The 16,544-nt window shown below is 37.5% G+C and carries 16 protein-coding genes; 13 read left to right on the top strand and 3 right to left on the bottom strand.

Features of this window, described 5'->3' with window-relative positions:
• Positions 1–207: 207 nt before the first annotated feature.
• Together NBX03_RS00680 and NBX03_RS00685 are read right to left on the bottom strand one after the other, a co-directional pair.
• Positions 208–900, bottom strand: coding sequence for an LrgB family protein (locus NBX03_RS00680; protein ID WP_250228858.1), 693 nt, complete (start codon positions 898–900; stop codon positions 208–210).
• Positions 893–1,252 carry a CidA/LrgA family protein gene (locus tag NBX03_RS00685; RefSeq protein ID WP_250228859.1) on the bottom strand — a complete coding sequence of 120 codons (360 nt, stop codon included), beginning with the start codon at positions 1,250–1,252 and terminating at the stop codon, positions 893–895. The genes NBX03_RS00680 and NBX03_RS00685 overlap by 8 nt, the downstream gene beginning before the upstream one ends.
• A gap of 851 nt (positions 1,253–2,103) precedes the next feature.
• Between NBX03_RS00685 and NBX03_RS00690 the strand changes: the two genes are divergently transcribed.
• The 10 genes from NBX03_RS00690 (at position 2,104) to NBX03_RS00735 (ending at position 11,179) form a co-directional block, all read left to right on the top strand.
• Positions 2,104–2,778, top strand: coding sequence for a 5-bromo-4-chloroindolyl phosphate hydrolysis family protein (locus tag NBX03_RS00690; protein ID WP_250228860.1), 675 nt, complete (start codon positions 2,104–2,106; stop codon positions 2,776–2,778).
• Complete coding sequence (locus tag NBX03_RS00695; protein ID WP_250228861.1) at positions 2,771–3,313, top strand: hypothetical protein; 543 nt, start codon at positions 2,771–2,773, stop codon at positions 3,311–3,313. Before NBX03_RS00690 ends, NBX03_RS00695 begins: the two co-directional genes overlap by 8 nt.
• 401 nt (positions 3,314–3,714) lie before the next feature.
• Complete coding sequence (locus NBX03_RS15845) at positions 3,715–5,172, top strand: TPM domain-containing protein (protein ID WP_267134863.1); 1,458 nt, start codon at positions 3,715–3,717, stop codon at positions 5,170–5,172.
• Between the two features lie 68 nt (positions 5,173–5,240).
• Positions 5,241–5,687 (top strand): SHOCT-like domain-containing protein, encoded by a 447-nt coding sequence (locus NBX03_RS00705; protein ID WP_250228862.1) that lies wholly within the window; start codon positions 5,241–5,243, stop codon positions 5,685–5,687.
• A 377-nt stretch (positions 5,688–6,064) separates the two neighbouring features.
• Positions 6,065–6,592: a signal peptidase I gene (gene lepB, locus NBX03_RS00710; protein ID WP_250228863.1), complete on the top strand. Its 528-nt coding sequence runs from the start codon at positions 6,065–6,067 to the stop codon at positions 6,590–6,592.
• A 41-nt stretch (positions 6,593–6,633) separates the two neighbouring features.
• Positions 6,634–6,834: a DUF1858 domain-containing protein gene (locus tag NBX03_RS00715; protein WP_250228864.1), complete on the top strand. Its 201-nt coding sequence runs from the start codon at positions 6,634–6,636 to the stop codon at positions 6,832–6,834.
• Positions 6,835–7,120: 286 nt separating this feature from the next.
• Positions 7,121–7,534 (top strand): 3-hydroxyacyl-ACP dehydratase FabZ family protein, encoded by a 414-nt coding sequence (locus NBX03_RS00720; protein ID WP_250228865.1) that lies wholly within the window; start codon positions 7,121–7,123, stop codon positions 7,532–7,534.
• Positions 7,535–7,669: 135 nt separating this feature from the next.
• Positions 7,670–7,987: a cysteine-rich small domain-containing protein gene (locus NBX03_RS00725; protein WP_250228866.1), complete on the top strand. Its 318-nt coding sequence runs from the start codon at positions 7,670–7,672 to the stop codon at positions 7,985–7,987.
• Between the two features lie 149 nt (positions 7,988–8,136).
• A complete protein-coding gene (locus NBX03_RS00730) occupies positions 8,137–10,506 on the top strand; it encodes an ATP-dependent DNA helicase (RefSeq protein ID WP_250228867.1) in 2,370 nt (789 codons plus the stop codon).
• Positions 10,507–10,825: 319 nt separating this feature from the next.
• On the top strand, positions 10,826–11,179 hold the full coding sequence (locus NBX03_RS00735) for an Hpt domain-containing protein (RefSeq protein ID WP_250228868.1): 354 nt from the start codon (positions 10,826–10,828) through the stop codon (positions 11,177–11,179).
• A 42-nt stretch (positions 11,180–11,221) separates the two neighbouring features.
• Here NBX03_RS00735 and NBX03_RS00740 read toward each other — a convergent pair whose 3' ends face one another.
• Positions 11,222–13,039 (bottom strand): ATP-binding protein, encoded by a 1,818-nt coding sequence (locus NBX03_RS00740; RefSeq protein WP_250228869.1) that lies wholly within the window; start codon positions 13,037–13,039, stop codon positions 11,222–11,224.
• Positions 13,040–13,508: 469 nt separating this feature from the next.
• Here NBX03_RS00740 and NBX03_RS00745 point away from each other — a divergent pair, with 469 nt between their 5' ends.
• The 3 genes from NBX03_RS00745 to NBX03_RS00755 all read left to right on the top strand — a co-directional run bounded on the left by NBX03_RS00745 (position 13,509) and on the right by NBX03_RS00755 (position 16,538).
• On the top strand, positions 13,509–14,078 hold the full coding sequence (locus NBX03_RS00745; protein WP_250228870.1) for a DJ-1/PfpI family protein: 570 nt from the start codon (positions 13,509–13,511) through the stop codon (positions 14,076–14,078).
• Positions 14,079–14,509: 431 nt separating this feature from the next.
• Positions 14,510–15,283 (top strand): hypothetical protein, encoded by a 774-nt coding sequence (locus NBX03_RS00750; RefSeq protein ID WP_250228871.1) that lies wholly within the window; start codon positions 14,510–14,512, stop codon positions 15,281–15,283.
• Positions 15,284–15,842: 559 nt separating this feature from the next.
• Complete coding sequence (locus tag NBX03_RS00755; protein WP_250228872.1) at positions 15,843–16,538, top strand: response regulator; 696 nt, start codon at positions 15,843–15,845, stop codon at positions 16,536–16,538.
• Positions 16,539–16,544 lie beyond the last annotated feature (6 nt).

Consider the following 16,544-nt stretch of genomic DNA (forward strand, 5'->3'; position numbering starts at 1 on the left):
GGAATTAAAATTCCATCGAACTTATGATACTATAGTAAAATAGCCTTAAGGCAGTAACAAAAACCTATTTTACTATATTCGTAGAAATTTACAGAAAAAAATTGTGTACATTTAAATATACTTAAAGTTTTATACCCATACCGTGAAAATCCTCCGGGCTTTCTCTTGATAAGTCAAGAGGTTCGACTTCATGGAATTCATGTTATTTTAATATAAGGATATGAATAAAGGCGCAAATATTGATGTCATAAGCCCGGCAACAACGATGGAAAGGCTGCTCATAGCGCCTTCGATTTCTCCCATTTCAAGGGCTTTTACAGTTCCCATGGCATGGGCGGAGGTTCCGATGGCGAGGCCCTTTGCTATCGGGGATTTAATTTTAAAAAATTTAAAAATAGTATCTGCAAGAATGTTTCCGGCAAGGCCCGTTACCATTATGGCGGCAACGGTAATCGTTGCAAAGCCGCCAAGCTCGTCTGAGATAACCATACCGATGGCTGTAGTGATGGACTTTGGTATCAAAGTTATGTATTCCGCCTTCGAAAAGCCGAATAAGAGCGAAAAGCCCAAAACGCTTATGAAGCTTGTAAATACCCCTGAAAATATCCCTATCATAATGGCTGGGAGATTGCTTTTTAAAAGCTTTATCTGATGATAGAGGGGGATAGAAAGGCTTACGGTAGCCGGCGTAAGAAGATAGCCTAAGTATTTTGCACTGGAATTATAGACCTCATAATCAATTTTAAAAAATCCAAGAATAGCCATCACTATAATTATAGAAATAAGCAGCGGGTTTGCCAAGGGAAAGCGAAGCCTTTTATTTAGAAACATTCCTATGGCATAGGCCAAAATACTAATCACAACGCCGAAGGCTGCGGAAGCCGCTATGATTTCATTCATCTTTTTTACCTCCAAGGGTTATAATAAAATCCGTAACTTTTCCCGTGACGGCCATTACAATAAAAGTGCTTATAATTGTTGCAAAAATAATGGGGATTAAATTATCTTTGATTAAATGCCATGAAACAAGAAGCCCAGCGGCAGAAGGAATGAACATCAGCGGCATGATTTCAACTAAAAAACCGCCGGCTTCTTTTACTCGGTCTATTTTTACTATCTTTGTACATAATAATATAAGCATAATAACAAGCCCATAGATACTTGCGGGAATCGGCAGAGGAATAAAATATTTCAAAAGCTCTCCTGCGAAAGTTACGGACATAATAATAAGAAACTGCATCATGTATTTCATTGTGTCACTCCTTTAATGATTATATCGTTACCAAACTTAAAAATAAGTTTGATAATTATAAGAGACGCTCACTTATAGTGAATTTGCTTTTATTCCGAAGTAAATATTTGGATTCAGACGACTTAAAATAAGAGAAAAGCAAATTCACAGCATTTTACTTTTATGTTTATTCGAGTATAAAAAAGATTTATAAGCTTATGCATGCATCTTTTCCAAGTTTACTTCGTATAAAATCAGCTTAATCAAATTACGATAGTTGAATTTTATAAATAATGCCTTTAACGAAAAATTATACAGCGCTTTTTATATTATGTCCATAGGGCATGAGAAAGGCATTCCATGCCGAAAACGAAAAATCCGTTATGGCAAAACAAGATTAAGATAGGAACAAAAACCTATTTTTCATAAACGGCTTAAAATATAGAATCACTATTATAAGCCATTCAAAATATACGATTTTTATTGCGCTTTACGCTAATTCATTGTTTTGCCATAGATATCGCAAATTTAAAGTGAAAGGAGAATAAAATCATATACATAGGTTTTTATTCTTTCTTTATGAGAAACTTACTGTAATATTTAAAAAAATATATATATTTAATCTTTATCATAGACTAATTGAATAAGCTTACGTATTTATTTAAGGAAGAAGAATTTATAGCAGCTTAATCCTTATGGTATTTAAGCAAAATGATAGCTACTATTTCATTTGAATTTAAATATAAAATCATTATTTGTGATAAAATAGATATAGTAAAATAATTTTGTTACAGCTTTAAAGCTATTTTACTATATAAAGAATCTGCCTATGATAGATGCAGAAATATGCTATAGGGCCGGGGGGAATTTATATGATAGAAAAAAGAATAAAATCGGCATTGCCTGTATACGGTATAGGGATAGCCTTTCTTATAGGGGGCATTTTTTTTCCGCCCTATAAGCTTGTTAATTTGGCTATATGCGCAATAATATCGGTTGTTTCTTATTTTGCCTTATCCAAGGTCTTTCCGGGAACGGTAAAATATGAAAGAGCCCCTGCAAAACCTTCCGATACCGGCAACAAAGAGCTTGACCAGATGATTTTACAGGGCCGGAACAATTTAAACAGGCTTGAGGACCTTGGAGAAGGCCTCAGATCAGACATTATGGGGCAGCAGATAGAAGAACTCTGCCTTTATGGAAGAAAGATTTTTGATTTTATAGAAAAAAATACCGCTCAGGGAAGAAGCGTAAAATCCTTTATGGATTATTATTTGCCTACGACGGTTTCCCTTGTGGAAAATTATATGGTTTTAAAAAATCAGGGAATAAAAGGAGAAAATATTACCTCTTCTCTTGAAAAAATAGAAGGTATTATGGAAACCATCGTAAAGGCCTTTAAAACCCAGCTGGATAATTTATTTCAGGATAAGGCCATGGATATTGCTACCGAGGTAAACGTAATGAAAAGGCTGATTGAAAGCGAGGGCCTTACGGATACCATTAATTTCGTAGACCCAAAGAAGGCAGGTGGCAAAAATGCTTAAATCCCGTAATTTTGCATGGCTTGTAAGCGGCATTTTAATATTTTTTACTGTCATTATATTAGGGGGCAACGCTATGAAGGCCCTTAAAACGGAAGCTTCCAATATATTTGTAAACGGCGGTAAAGACGAAATGACCTCTATTCAAAAAGAGCTTGATAAAATCGTAGCTTATGGAAATAATCTTATTATAGTTGCTGAAAGGGCGATGCCCGATGAAAGCAAAAAAGCAGAAGAGCTTAAAACTGCCATAAAAGACCTTCAAGAGGCCAAAACCGTAAGCAAAAAGCATGACGCCGCGGAAAGTGCCGTTCAAAAGGCATCAGAACTATACGGCCTTTCGGAAAAGGCGCAGATGGACGATACAGACAGAAATTATTTTGTCTCTATCAATTCTGATATTGAAACAAGCAGGTATAAAATAACAAAAAGCATTTATAACGAAGAAGCAAGAAAAATAAATAAGGAGCTCTCTGGATTTCCCCAGCTTATTATAAGGCTTGTAAGAAATATAAAAACAGTGGAGCTTTATGGATAGAAAACAGTGCATATATAGTAAATTTAAGATTAAACAGCAACAAGACCGTATATTCACGAGGATTCAAAAATGCGTTTTAGAGTAAAATATCCTTCAGGAAGTAACAAAAATCTATTTTTCATAAACGGCTTAATATAATAGAAACGCTTATATTAAGCCATTCAAAATATACGATTTTTATTACTGCAATTAAACTATTTAACTATAGAAGAAATATAATAAACCGCCTTTGTGAAACTGCCTTTATTTGATTTTATATATTGAAAGCCTTGCGACTTATTGGGGTATAAGGGAATTTCACTATGTTTCCAAAGAAAATCCATGTTTTTGAAACTGCAGTGCATCGGTTTTGTTACTTCTTTGTAAGAAATTTACTATAGATTTATATAAGGGGGGACGGCATGAATAAAAAAAGAATTATCAGCATATTTGCCTTGATTTTGGCACTTCTACTGCCTGTAAAGGTAATGGCGGAAGTTCCTCAAAGCTCCGGGGACTTTTATTTCAATGATTTTTCCGGTGATTTAGGAGACGAGGCTAAAAAGCATATTCTTGAAGTAAACGACGAAATAAGCCATACAGGCGCCCAGATTGTAGTTACGTCGGTAGATTTTACTGACGGTATGGATATACGGGATTATGCCACGGAAATGTTTAACACCTGGGGCATAGGCGATAAAGAAAAGGATAACGGAATATTAATTCTTCTTGTTATCGGCGAAGACGATTATTTTGTTTCCGTAGGAAACGGCATAGAAAACTTTATATCCAGCGGAGATGTTCAGTTGATTGTTGACGAATATATGGAGCCGGATTTTGCCGCAAAGGATTACGGAAATGCCGCTATAAAAACGGCAGATGCCTTTAAGGATAAAATACTTGCCCATTACGGAACTTCGGGAAGCCAGGCTGAAACAAAGCCTCAAGAGAGCAGCTCCTCTTATGGAAGCAATGCTTACGTTGCCGATCAGGCAGGGGTTTTAACTCAGGATACCCTTGATTATATTGGCGGAAAAAATAAAGAGCTTTACGAGAAAACAAAGGGGAACGTTTCCGTAGTTACCGTAAAATCTACAGGCGGTATTGACATTGGCCAATACGCAAAAAATATATTGCTTGACGAAAATATTGGCGACAGTAAATTAAATAACGGCGTACTGATTCTTCTTGCCATTGATGATGACGATTATTACGTGGCAACAGGCTCCGGAATAGCAAATAAGGTTTCAAATTCCGACATTCAAAAAATAAACGACAATTACCTTGAACCGTATTTTGCCGATAAGGAATATGATAAAGGTGTCAAAACCGTATTCAATGAATATTATGACTTAGTAATGAAGCATTATAAGAATGCAGGCGTGAGCGCTGCGGCGCCTCATGCTTCTTCGGGAGGAGGCATTATAAGCAATGCAGTCTCTACGATTTTTTCGGTTTTTACAGGCATAATCATATGGATAATCATTATATTTGTTCTTTACTCTCTTTTCAGGCCTAGAAGAAGATTTTTCGGTGGCGGATATTACCCCAGAAGAAGCTTCTGGTGGCCCTCCTATAGAAGGCATTGGCATATGCCGCCACCGCCGCCTTCCCATAGGCATAGAGGCGGCGGCCCTTCCCCTGGAAGCGGTTCTCCCGGCGGTGCGGGAAGAAACTCCGGCGGCTCTATATTCGGAAGCGGGTCCGGTAATAGCGGCGGCGGTTCCATATTCGGCGGCGGGAAGTCTTCCGGCGGTGGCGCAGGCAGATCCTTCGGCGGCTCCTCTTTCGGCGGCGGCAAGTCCTTCGGCGGTGGAGGCGGCAGATCCTTCGGCGGAGGCGGTGGCAGGTCCTCCGGCGGCGGCGCAGGCAGAAGATAAAAATTTAATAAACCAAAATATTAATTGTACGTATATTATACTAAGAAATTATTTAAGGAGGCTTTTATATGAAAGACAGCTCAAGAAAAGAAGAACGTATGCTCATATTAAACATGGTAGCAGAAGGCAAAATCAGCGTTGATGAATCCTTAAAGCTTTTAGAATCTCTGAATGCAGGTCAGGCCAAAGAAGACTTTACTTACGACTATAATTACGATTTTGATTTTGAGGAAAAGGTAAGCAAGTTTTCAAAATCTGTAGATGAATTTGCAAAAGAGATGAAAGATAAGTTTTCAGTAACTTTTAAAGACGTTGAGCCAAAGGTAAAGAAAGCCACAAAAACAGTTGTTCAAAAGACTGTATCTGTACTTGATGAAATCTCAAGCTCTTTAAACGAAACATTACGCAATTTAGACGAAAACAACGAAGCTGATACTCCCGCAGATAACGGCCCTGTTCCCAATCAGGAAGAGCCCGTTAAAGATGACGACGATAATAATCCAATACCAAACTAGGAACCGTAAAGAGCCGCTTTAAGCGGCTCTTTTAATTTTCATAGTAAATTTTGCCTTGATTCCTAAAGATTCAATAGAATTTATAAAGGCTTACTTTACACTGAATTTAATTTCTATGTATTCTTCCCCCGCTTCTTTAAAATGCCTTTTACTTTATTATCTAAAGTGCTGTTAAGATGATAGTGACTGTTAAAATCACCTTTATAGGTGTTTCTATGAAACCCTATAAACAATCCCAAAGGGCATTTTATTTATTCTTATAAAAATCATGGGAATAAATAAAAATTAGTTATTTTTTATGTTTTTTATGTTATACTATAGATACTTGAAGGGAATAAAAAACCCGGGACTTTTTCAAAATTAAGGAGTGTTTATATTTGAGCGAAAATGTCAAAACTGAGATTATAAGCTGGATAAAAACCATCGGTTCGGCGATTATCCTTGCTCTTTTTATAACTACATTTATAATCGTAAACGCCAGGGTTCCCTCTGGGAGCATGGAAAATAATATCATGACAAACGATAGAATTATTGCCAACAGGCTGTCTTATTTATTTTCGGAACCGAAGCGGTTTGACGTTGTGGTGTTTAAATATCCTGATGATGAAAAGGTCCTTTTCGTAAAGCGTGTAATAGGCATGCCGGGAGAAACAGTTGAAATTATAGACGGCAGAGTCTATATTAACGGAAGCGACGAGCCTCTTCCGGATGAAATATATCTTAAGGAGAAGGCAGTGGGGGATTTTGGGCCCTTTGAGGTTCCCGAAGGCCATTATTTTATGATGGGCGACAACAGAAATGAATCCAAGGATTCCAGAAAATGGGAAAACAAATATCTTGCCAAAGATAAGATATTAGGCAAGGTGATTTTCAAATATTATAAGGGCTTCGGTCTTATAAAATAGTTTATGCCCTATAATAAACAAATCATAAAGGAGGATTTATAATGCAGGTAACAAAGGATATGAAAATCAGCGATATTTTAATGATAGATCAAGGCTTAATCCCCATACTTTTAGAGGCGGGCCTTCATTGTTTAGGCTGCCCGGCTTCCCAGATGGAAACTTTAGAGGAAGCAGGCTTTGTTCACGGCATAGATACGGACAAGCTTATTAACGACCTTAACGCATATCTTGAAAATATGTAATTGAAAAATTAAGATATTTTTCCAAAGCTAAAATTTTTAATCAGCACATATATGGCCGGGTTGCTTTTTCGACGCTGTATTTGTGCTGATTTGGATTTAAGGCAAAGCTTGTGATAAGCTTAATGGTGATTTTGCAGTAAAAATCCTATGGTCCAAAAGTTTTTCAAAAAACTTGTTTCTTGAGTCCTTTCTTGAGTATAGTTAAATTCAAACGAAACAGCAGCATAGTCAATAGGTATTATTACTTCCTTATAAGAAACTTACTATGGTTATAGCGGAGGCTTTTATGGATTATTCAAATATTTTAAACCGTATAGAACGGCCCTACATAGCAGTAGATAAGCTTGTTTCCTTGGAGCCGGGAAAAAGAGCGAGAGGTTTAAAGACTGTAAGCGGAAGCGATATTTTCTTTACAGGAGTGCCTTTTGATAAAAAAGTGCTTCCTGAGGTTATTCTGCTGGAGGCACTCGTTCAGACGGGGCTTTCTGCTATCATAAGTCATGATGGATATTATAATAAAGAGGTCCGCTTTTCAGCCGTTGAAAACGCTAAATTTACGGGAAAGGCTGTGCCCGGGGACACAATCCTTTTAGATGCGGAAATTTACAAGCTGAGGCTTTCAACAGGGGTGTGCAAGGCTTTGGCGTATATAGATGAAAATTGTATATGCGAGGCAATTATCATCTATGGAATAGAGTAAAGAAACTTGAAAAAAGACCAAGTTTATTTACTCTGGACAGAAGGAAATCTTATGAAGCTTAAAAATGAAAACTGTTTTTAAGTTTCATAAGTATAGACAATAAAGAGATATTATTTTTTATTAGGGGGAAATTTAATGAGTAAGACACCGCCGCAAAGCTATAAATTTGTTCAGAATAAGGCCTGCGCTTATTTTCCGTGCCATGAAAACGCCGACCCTGAAACATTCAACTGCCTTTTTTGCTATTGCCCGCTGTATTTCTTGGGGGAACGATGTAAAGGCAATTTTAAAAAAATAGGTTTAAATGGCGAAATTAAAGACTGTTCTCACTGCCTTATACCCCATAAGCCGGAGAACTATGAGTACATAGTAAGAACCGTAGGAGAGCATCTTCACAGGAGCTTTCCCAAGTATCAGGACGAAGATGAAGAAGACAAAGAGAAAGAGGAATAAAAGGTAATTTGTATCCAGGGAAAAGATTGTAAAATATAGCCCATTGGCTTTTGTTCCCCAAGTATCGGGTAAATAGAGCAAAAACAATTACCGATACGGCTGTTTCATATGATTTAAGTATTATTATAAATATTAAAGGCTGTGTTTTTTTGGATAATACAGTAAAAATCTCTGTAAGAAATCTTGTGGAATTCGTAAGCAGAAGCGGTGATATCAATACCCTTTATACCTCTATGAATAGGAATAAAGAAGGTATCAGGCTCCATAAGCTTGTCCAGTCTATACGGAAGAAGAAGGCAAGGCTTGAAGGAGGCTCCTATGAAAGCGAATATAGCCTTAAGCATAGCTTTGTGTATAAAGACTGTTCCTTTACTGTGGAGGGACGGGCTGACGGCATCTATAAAAAGGATGAAAATATTTGGATAGAAGAAATTAAATCCACATTTTCAGACCTTGACTTCATAGAGTTTGACTCTGGCCATTGGCATATGGCCCAGGCGAAATGCTACGGATATATGTATGCTTTTATGAATGAGCTTAATGGCATAAATATTATGCTTACTTACGTCCACGGTGAAACAGAGGAGCTGAAGGTATTTGAACACAGTTTTTCCTTTAAAGAGCTTGAGGATTTTTTTTATGGAATTATAGAGGGCTATTATCTCTTCGCCCAATTAGATAAAGACAGGATAAACCTTAGGAACGAAACGGCATTCAGTATGGCCTTTCCCTTTGAAAAATACAGAAAAGGCCAGAGGGAGCTTTCCATCTCTGTATATGCCGCAGCAAAAAACAAGAAAAACCTTTTTGCCGTAGCCCCTACGGGAACGGGGAAAACCATGTCGGTTCTTTACCCTTCTGTAAAGGCTTTGGAGCAAGGCATTAGTTCCAAGATATTTTATATTACATCGAGAGGAACAAACAGCCTTGCGGCAGTTAACGGCCTTGAGGTTTTAGAGGAAAAGGGCCTTAAAATGAGGTCTATTTCTTTAACGGCAAAGGAAAAAATATGTTTCATGGAAAAATGCCTTTGCAATCCCAAGGATTGCCCTTATGCGAAAGGCCATTTTGACAGAATTAACGACGCTGTTTTAGATATTGTTGAAAACAGCTTTATTATCACTCCGGCAAGGCTTCGTGTTTATGCTGAAAAGCATAAGGTATGCCCTTTTGAATATCAGCTGGATGTGTCTCTTTTTACAGATACCATCATAGGAGATTATAATTACGTTTATGACCCTACGGCAAGGCTTAAGCGGTTTTTTGGCGAAGGCGCTCAAAACGACTATATTGTTTTAGCAGACGAAGCCCATAACCTTCTGGACAGGGGAAGGGAAATGTTTTCGGCGGAGCTTTTTACGAAAGAGCTTGAAGAAGCGAGAAAATCTGTAAAAATAAGGCGAAGCAGGTTTAAATCCGTAGCGGGAAGGCTGATAGAGGCCCTGAAAGAAAAGGGCAGCATCTGCGAAACAGACGGCATCGGAATTATTAAGGAATTGGAAAGCGATTTTTATTATCTACTGAAAAGCCTTGTGGCAGAAGGGGATAAGCTTCTGGCATCGGGAATCGAAGGAGAAGCAAAGGAAAAAATAACGGATTTATATTTTAAATTACTTGATTTTATAAGGGTTCTGGATAATTACAACGATGGCTATAGTACTCTTATAATAAAGGAAGGAAAGCATACAGGCATAAAGCTTTTCTGCATAGACCCTTCCTATCAGTTTTCAGCCTTAAATAAAAATGCCGGTGTTGCTGTTTTTTTCAGTGCTACTTTAATGCCCCTTGATTTTTATAAAGATGTATTAGGAGGGCAGAAGGAAGATTATAATATTATCCTTGAATCTCCTTTTCCGCCGGAGAATTTTCAAATCATTATAAATGATGCTATTTCCACGAAATATAAGGACAGAGAAAGAACCTATCAAGCTGTTTCCGATGCTTTGGCGGCGGTGGTTTCTGCAAGAAGAGGTAAATATATGGCCTTCTTTTCCTCTTATGCCTATATGGAAGAGGTTTACGGCATTTTTAAAGAGGACTATCCTTATGTCAATACAATTATACAAGTCAGAGGCGAAAAGGGCGAGGAATTCCTAAAGCCTTTTAAAGACCAAGAAGAAGATATCGTAGGCTTTGCTGTATTGGGGGCGGGATATTCCGAGGGGATAGACCTTGCCGGGGATATGCTTATAGGGGTAATTGTCGTAGGTGTGGGCCTTCCCCAGCTTTCTCCCGAGAGAAATATTATCAGAGATTATTATTCCGTCAAAAACGGCATGGGGTATGAATACGCTTATATGTATCCCGGCATGAATAAGGTTCTTCAGGCGTCGGGAAGGGTAATCAGACAAGAAACGGATAAAGGCATTGCCATGCTCATAGACAGCAGGTACGGCGACAGAAGATATCAGGCGCTTTTCCCGAGAAATTACAGAGGATTTAAACGAGCCTTTGGAAAAGTCCATACGGAAAATATTCTTAATACCTTTTGGAATACGGAAGAATTAGGGAAAAGGTGAGCTTGCCTTTATAGTAAATAAACTTAAAAAGGCTAAATTTATTTACTTTAGGCTTAATAAGTATAGTAAGAAAGATTCATTACAGTAGGAAAGCTTGTATGTGTATATTTAGTGAACTCTGAAAACACCTATCGTGAAGGCAGGGAACGCTCCCTTACAGTCAACAAACTTCGTTTCATCTTTGTTAACTATGAATGGCTTAAATATAAGGTTTATATATGTAAGCCGCTTATGAAGATAGGTTTTTGTTACTGCCTTAATCTTGTTTTGCTCTATATGCTGCGGGACTTTGTACAAACGGATAAAAGGAGGAATATATATGAAGAACATGCCCCCGGACGTAGTAAATTATATAGATATATCCTCTGCCTGTGAAAGGCTTATAAGTGCAAAGGTTTACAAGACAATTCTTAAAAAATTCCTAACAAATAAAGAGATTGATAAACTGCTTATGGAATATCACGGCAATAATCTCGAAGAAGCAATAAAAACCATACATGCCATTAAAGGCATGGTGGGGAATCTTTCTCTTACGGCCCTTTATGAAGGCTCCGTTCATTTGGAAATGAAGCTTAAACAAGGGGAAAGCACCAATCAAGACATGGAAAAATTTAAATGCCTGTGGGAAAAAACAAAAAAATACGCAGCACTTGTAGTAGAGGCCATAGGTTAGAATAAAATAAAAGATGCCGCATTTTATGCGGCATCTTTTATTTTATTTATTATATTTATGCTTTCTTCTCGTAAGGGCCTGCTGCATTTTATCCAGCATAATTTTTCTTTCAACAGGCTTTGGGATATGCCCGTCCATGCCTGACTCAAGCGCCATGTCAACATCTTCTTTGAAGACGTTTGCAGTCATTGCAAGGATAATGATTTCCTTCGCGTCCTTTCGTGAAAGGGCACGTATTTCCTCAGCGGCTCTGCAGCCGTTCATCACAGGCATTTGTATATCCATTAAAATGATGTCGTAATAATCCGCAGGGGCGTTTTTTATTTTTTCCAAGGCTTCAAGGCCGTTTGATGCTTCTTCTGCTTTTATTCCCGAATCTGCGAGAAGGGCGATGATGATTTCCCTGTTGATTTCCACATCATCGGCAATAAGAAGCCTTATATTGCTAAAATTATAATCACAAGTCTTTTCATTATTTTCCTGCATATCGCAAGTATTTTTAAGATACATGGAGCAATGGGTAAGCCAAAGATAGAAAAAGAAGCAGCAGCCTTCCCCTGTTTTGCTTTCTATCTGTATTTTGCTATCCATAAGTTCCATAATATGCTGGCTTATGGAAAGGCCTAAACCTGTTCCGCCGAATTTTTTAGGAACATTGATGACGGATTGTTCAAAGGGCCTGAATATTTTTTCCTTTGTAATTTCGTCTATACCCTTTCCCGTATCGGTTACAGAAATTTTCAGAAGGGTTTTATTTTCATCTCTATCTATTTCTTCGGCAGAAAGGCTTATTCTACCGTTTTCAGGAGTAAATTTTACAGCATTTGAAAGAAGATTGATGATTACTTGGGAAAGGCGCGTAGTATCTGCGCTGTAATAATATGAGCGTATGCCTATGTAATCTATTTTAAAGTCTATATTTTTATCCTTTACAGCCGGAAATATGCTGGAAGCGCAGGAATTAAAAAGGGTTTTCAAATCAAAATCTTCTTTGCGGAGAAGGAGCTTTCCTTCCTCTATTTTTGAAAGGTCGAGAATATCATTTATTAAAGAAAGAAGATGCCGGGAGGATATTTCCATTTGATACGTGCATTCTTTTATTGCATCTATAGTATCATATTGGGCCGCAAGCTGAGACATACCTATTATGGCATTCATAGGGGTGCGTATTTCATGGCTCATGTTTGCAAGAAAGCTTGTTTTCGTGCGGCTTGCCGTTTTAGCCTTTTCAAGCTCTGAAAGATTGCGGATAATGGCATTCATCTGCCGGCAGTATATCAGGAATAATTCTTCCAAATCATAGGAGAAAAAAGGCGGGCAATCCATAATTTCTGATGGAAGCTCCCCTAAAAATATCGTTTTAAGGCTGTTTCCTTCAAAAAAAGGCATAAAAATAACTGAGCTAAGCTGAAGCTTATCCCAGGGAGGCAGGCTGCCGGTTTCAATAAGGGCTTTTTGTTCGTTATAATTTACAAGGCTATGACTGCAAAGCCAGCTCTTAGGAAGGCTCAGGACACCATGATGATATTCTGAATGGAAGCTTCCTGTATAGATAAGGGAATTGCTTAATTCATCGGCCTCAAACAGATATCCTGAATTAAACTTAAATATTTCCTTGATGCCCTTAGCTATTGTATTTTTAAGGCATTTTATTGAAGTACTGCTTAGGGCCTTCATTGTATATTCGTGTACTTTTGCTGTAATGACCTGGTAGCTTTCACGGCCTGCGGAGATATTTTCAGGCTTATGATTCCAAGGACTATGCTTTTTTGGGTCTTCGTCGGATGAAGCAGAGATTCCTTCAGAGGGCTTTTTATCGGAGTATTCATAAAAACCGGCTATATGATTCTCCCCTTTCAAAATACAAATGATAAAAAGAAAGTTATGCTTTTACGGTAATCCTTAAATAACCTAAATATCAAGCTGCCGGCTATTTTCGTAAATTACTGTAAGGCGGGTAAACTTAATCCAATAATGCCAAGTACAAGTTTCCTGTAGTATTGAATTAAATTACCGTATATAAGAGCCTAATCGCCTATCATATATTATCATGTTTAAATTATAGTGTAAATAATTCAATGACCGTCATATTTACTAAAATAAAATATAATAGAGTAAAGGACTTGTTTCAAAACGCAGATAAACTTACTCCGCCTAATTAGATGCATAGGTATATATGTTATATTAATCAAACTTAAAAAGGACTTGTTTGGTAAACGATAAATACGATATTATAAGGATAGGAGATATAAGTACATTTCCTCATGGAAATGTGTTCTATCATCATATTCATTAATTTTAGGGAGGGATTTTTCTGGATATTAATATTTTGCTTTTTGACGATTTTGAGACTCTGGATGCTTTTGGCCCCGCGGAAGTTTTTGGCGGCTTTGAGGCATATGCGCTTAAATACTTTTCTTTAAAAGGCGGTACAATTACATCAAGGCATAATACGGTAATAGAAACTTTAGCTTTAAACGAAATTAAAAACCATGACGTATTTCTTATCCCCGGCGGATTAGGCACAAGAAGCCTTGTAAATAATGAAACATTCATAGAAAAAATAAAAGAAGAAGCACAGAAAAGCAAATACGTATTAACCGTATGCACAGGCTCTGCTCTGCTTGGAAAAACAGGGCTATTAGACGGCATAGAGGCTACATCTAATAAAAAAGCCTTTGCGTTTGCCAAGGATTCGGGGCCGAAAGTAAAATGGATTTACGAAGCTCGCTGGGTAAAGGACGGAAAATATTATACCTCCTCAGGAATTTCTGCCGGCATCGATATGGCCCTTGATTTTGTGGCAGATCATCTTGGTGTAAAATCAGCAGAGGAAAGAGCCTCTCACATGGAATATATTTGGAATAAAGATAAAAGCTACGACCCCTTTGCACTATAAATGATATAAAAAGCCGCAGGGCATATGCCCTGCGGCTTTTTATAATAAGAAGATACTCTTCTGAATTTTAAATACCTAATTCCCTATGCCGGCCCTTTGCAGTTGAATTTAAATAAAATAGCAGCATAATCAATTTGCTCTTCTCTTATTTGCTACAGACTTAAGGAAATCTTATTAAAGTTAAAAATCAAAAATTAATTTTAATTAAGTATACCCGCTAAAGTTAAATGCTTACAGCGATATAAAAGCAAATTGACTATAAGTTCTTGCATCCTCAATGTGTGCATAGAATGAAACCAGAATACTATTTTTAAGTTCGCTGAATAGAGAATATGGTAAATTAACTGAAAGAATAAGCTAATTTACCATAAATATAAACGGCTTCAATAAATAAAGCCGCTTTTAAAAGGCCTGCGGCTTGGAGGGATAAGATGAAAAAAATAAAGTTACTTTTAGCCTTTTTGGCTTTGGCTCTTATAATATGGTCAGGGGTAGAAAAAGGGGTATTTTACAAAACAGGCAGAAAAATCATAAGATATAATATGCTGAATTCCGTTTCTGAGTATAGTAAAAAAAGCTTTTACCATTCGGATATTTACTACGGTAAAGGCAGCGAGGATTACATAGGCCTTATAGGCACCAATACGGATTATTTTTTCTCTGTATACAAAAAGGAATTCAATATGGAAGATATGGAGAAGGTCAGCATCATACTCTATCCCGATGAATATGCCCTTTCCGATGCCATAGGCATAGATTACAGCAAAAAGCCCCCCTTAGGCGTTTATTACGCGGGAATCATAAGCTTAATGTCGCCGGAAACGGTTTTTAAAGGAAAGGAGGCCTATATAAAGGACGATTTTCTTAAAAACGGACCTATCGCCCATGAAATAGCCCATTATTTTCTTGATACTAAAACAGGGGGCAATTATGAAGCATGGTTTAGTGAAGGGGTGGCTTTATATTATGAATATAAATATACGGGCTTTGAGTGGCGGAAGGATTTAAAGGGAGCGGCTGAGAATATAGATATAACTAAAATCAATAGGGAATTTAAAGAGATGGACCAAGCTCTTGCCTATCGATGCGCCTTCGAAATCGTCTTAGATATTACTTATAGGCATGGAGATTCGGCCCTTGGAGAAATATTCGACGGCCTTGAAAAAGGGGAAAGCCTTAAATCCATACTGAAAGCGTATTTATAAGCTATTTCATAAAATAAGACTAAAGATTCCGGATTTTAGGCATATAGTAAAATAATTTGATTACAGTAATAAAAACCGTATATTTTATACTTAGTAAACCTGAAAACACTTACAGGGAAGCTGTAAAAGAGTTTTCAGATGAACATTTCCTTATAGTCAACAAAGCTCTTTTCTTCTTTGTTGATTTTGAATGGTTGAATATAAGCGCTTCTATTATATTAAGCTGTTTATGAAAAATAAGTTTTTGTTTGCTGCCTTAAAGCTATTTTACTATAAAACTTCTTACAGGAAATTTATGCCTTAATTTTTAAACTACATATTAAAAGAATATGGCATTAAACAAGAGAACGCCTTATTTTTGCATGCTTGGGCGGTTTCAAGATAAGGGACGAGGTTTCTCTACGTATAGGCCTCTTGCTGGCCGGGGTATGGACAAAGGAGGATATTATTTATATAATAAAGGGTAAAGCAGGTTTGTTTTTGTAAGTTCGCAGCTTTTAGCATGTTTTAGAGCATGTTCTTTAAAGGCGGAAAATTCCAGATATGGAGGGAGAAAGACATGTCTAAAAAAGTTCTCGTAATAGACGATGAGAAAAATATAGTTGATATAGTTGAATTTAACCTGAAGAAAGAAGGTTATGAAATTCTTAAGGCTTTCGATGGTGAGGCAGGTCTTAAATCAGCTCTTGAGGAGGACCCCGACCTTATCCTTTTAGATATTATGATGCCTAAAATGGACGGCTTTGAGGTATGTAAGAAAGTAAGGGAGAAAAAGGATACTCCTATTATTATGCTGACTGCCAGGGCAGAAGAGGTAGACAAGGTTCTCGGCCTTGAGCTTGGGGCAGATGATTATGTTACGAAGCCTTTTGGTGTAAGAGAGCTTATGGCAAGGGTTAAAGCCAATATAAGAAGAAGCGATTCTGTTTCTGCCGGAGAAACTTCCGAAGGGGATATTAAAAGCTACGGAGAAATAACCATAGATTCCAAGCGCTACGAGGTAAGGAGAAACGGCGAGCTCATGAACCTTACCAGAAGGGAATTTGAGCTTATACGCTTTCTTGCGGCTCAAAGAGGACAGGTTTTCTCAAGGGAAAGCCTTCTTGAAAAGGTTTGGGGATATGAGTATTTCGGCGATGTTCGTACAGTAGACGTTACTGTAAGACGGTTAAGGGCTAAAATAGAAGCCAATCCCGAATATCCCCGATATGTTCTTACAAAAAGAGGCGTAGGATACTACTTCAGCGAAGAATAGATGATG

Origin of the sequence: Anaeropeptidivorans aminofermentans, assembly GCF_940670685.1 — a bacterium.
GTDB classification, from domain to species: domain Bacteria; phylum Bacillota; class Clostridia; order Lachnospirales; family UBA5962; genus Anaeropeptidivorans; species Anaeropeptidivorans aminofermentans.

What these genes read in the sequence shown, in the direction of transcription:
- NBX03_RS00680 (WP_250228858.1), bottom strand. Translation starts at nt 900, where the DNA reads ATGAATGAAATCATAGCGGCTTCCGCAGCCTTCGGCGTTGTGATTAGT.
- NBX03_RS00685 (WP_250228859.1), bottom strand. Translation starts at nt 1,252, where the DNA reads ATGAAATACATGATGCAGTTTCTTATTATTATGTCCGTAACTTTCGCA.
- NBX03_RS00690 (WP_250228860.1), top strand. Translation starts at nt 2,104, where the DNA reads ATGATAGAAAAAAGAATAAAATCGGCATTGCCTGTATACGGTATAGGG.
- NBX03_RS00695 (WP_250228861.1), top strand. Translation starts at nt 2,771, where the DNA reads ATGCTTAAATCCCGTAATTTTGCATGGCTTGTAAGCGGCATTTTAATA.
- NBX03_RS15845 (WP_267134863.1), top strand. Translation starts at nt 3,715, where the DNA reads ATGAATAAAAAAAGAATTATCAGCATATTTGCCTTGATTTTGGCACTT.
- NBX03_RS00705 (WP_250228862.1), top strand. Translation starts at nt 5,241, where the DNA reads ATGAAAGACAGCTCAAGAAAAGAAGAACGTATGCTCATATTAAACATG.
- NBX03_RS00715 (WP_250228864.1), top strand. Translation starts at nt 6,634, where the DNA reads ATGCAGGTAACAAAGGATATGAAAATCAGCGATATTTTAATGATAGAT.
- NBX03_RS00720 (WP_250228865.1), top strand. Translation starts at nt 7,121, where the DNA reads ATGGATTATTCAAATATTTTAAACCGTATAGAACGGCCCTACATAGCA.
- NBX03_RS00725 (WP_250228866.1), top strand. Translation starts at nt 7,670, where the DNA reads ATGAGTAAGACACCGCCGCAAAGCTATAAATTTGTTCAGAATAAGGCC.
- NBX03_RS00735 (WP_250228868.1), top strand. Translation starts at nt 10,826, where the DNA reads ATGAAGAACATGCCCCCGGACGTAGTAAATTATATAGATATATCCTCT.
- NBX03_RS00750 (WP_250228871.1), top strand. Translation starts at nt 14,510, where the DNA reads ATGAAAAAAATAAAGTTACTTTTAGCCTTTTTGGCTTTGGCTCTTATA.
- NBX03_RS00755 (WP_250228872.1), top strand. Translation starts at nt 15,843, where the DNA reads ATGTCTAAAAAAGTTCTCGTAATAGACGATGAGAAAAATATAGTTGAT.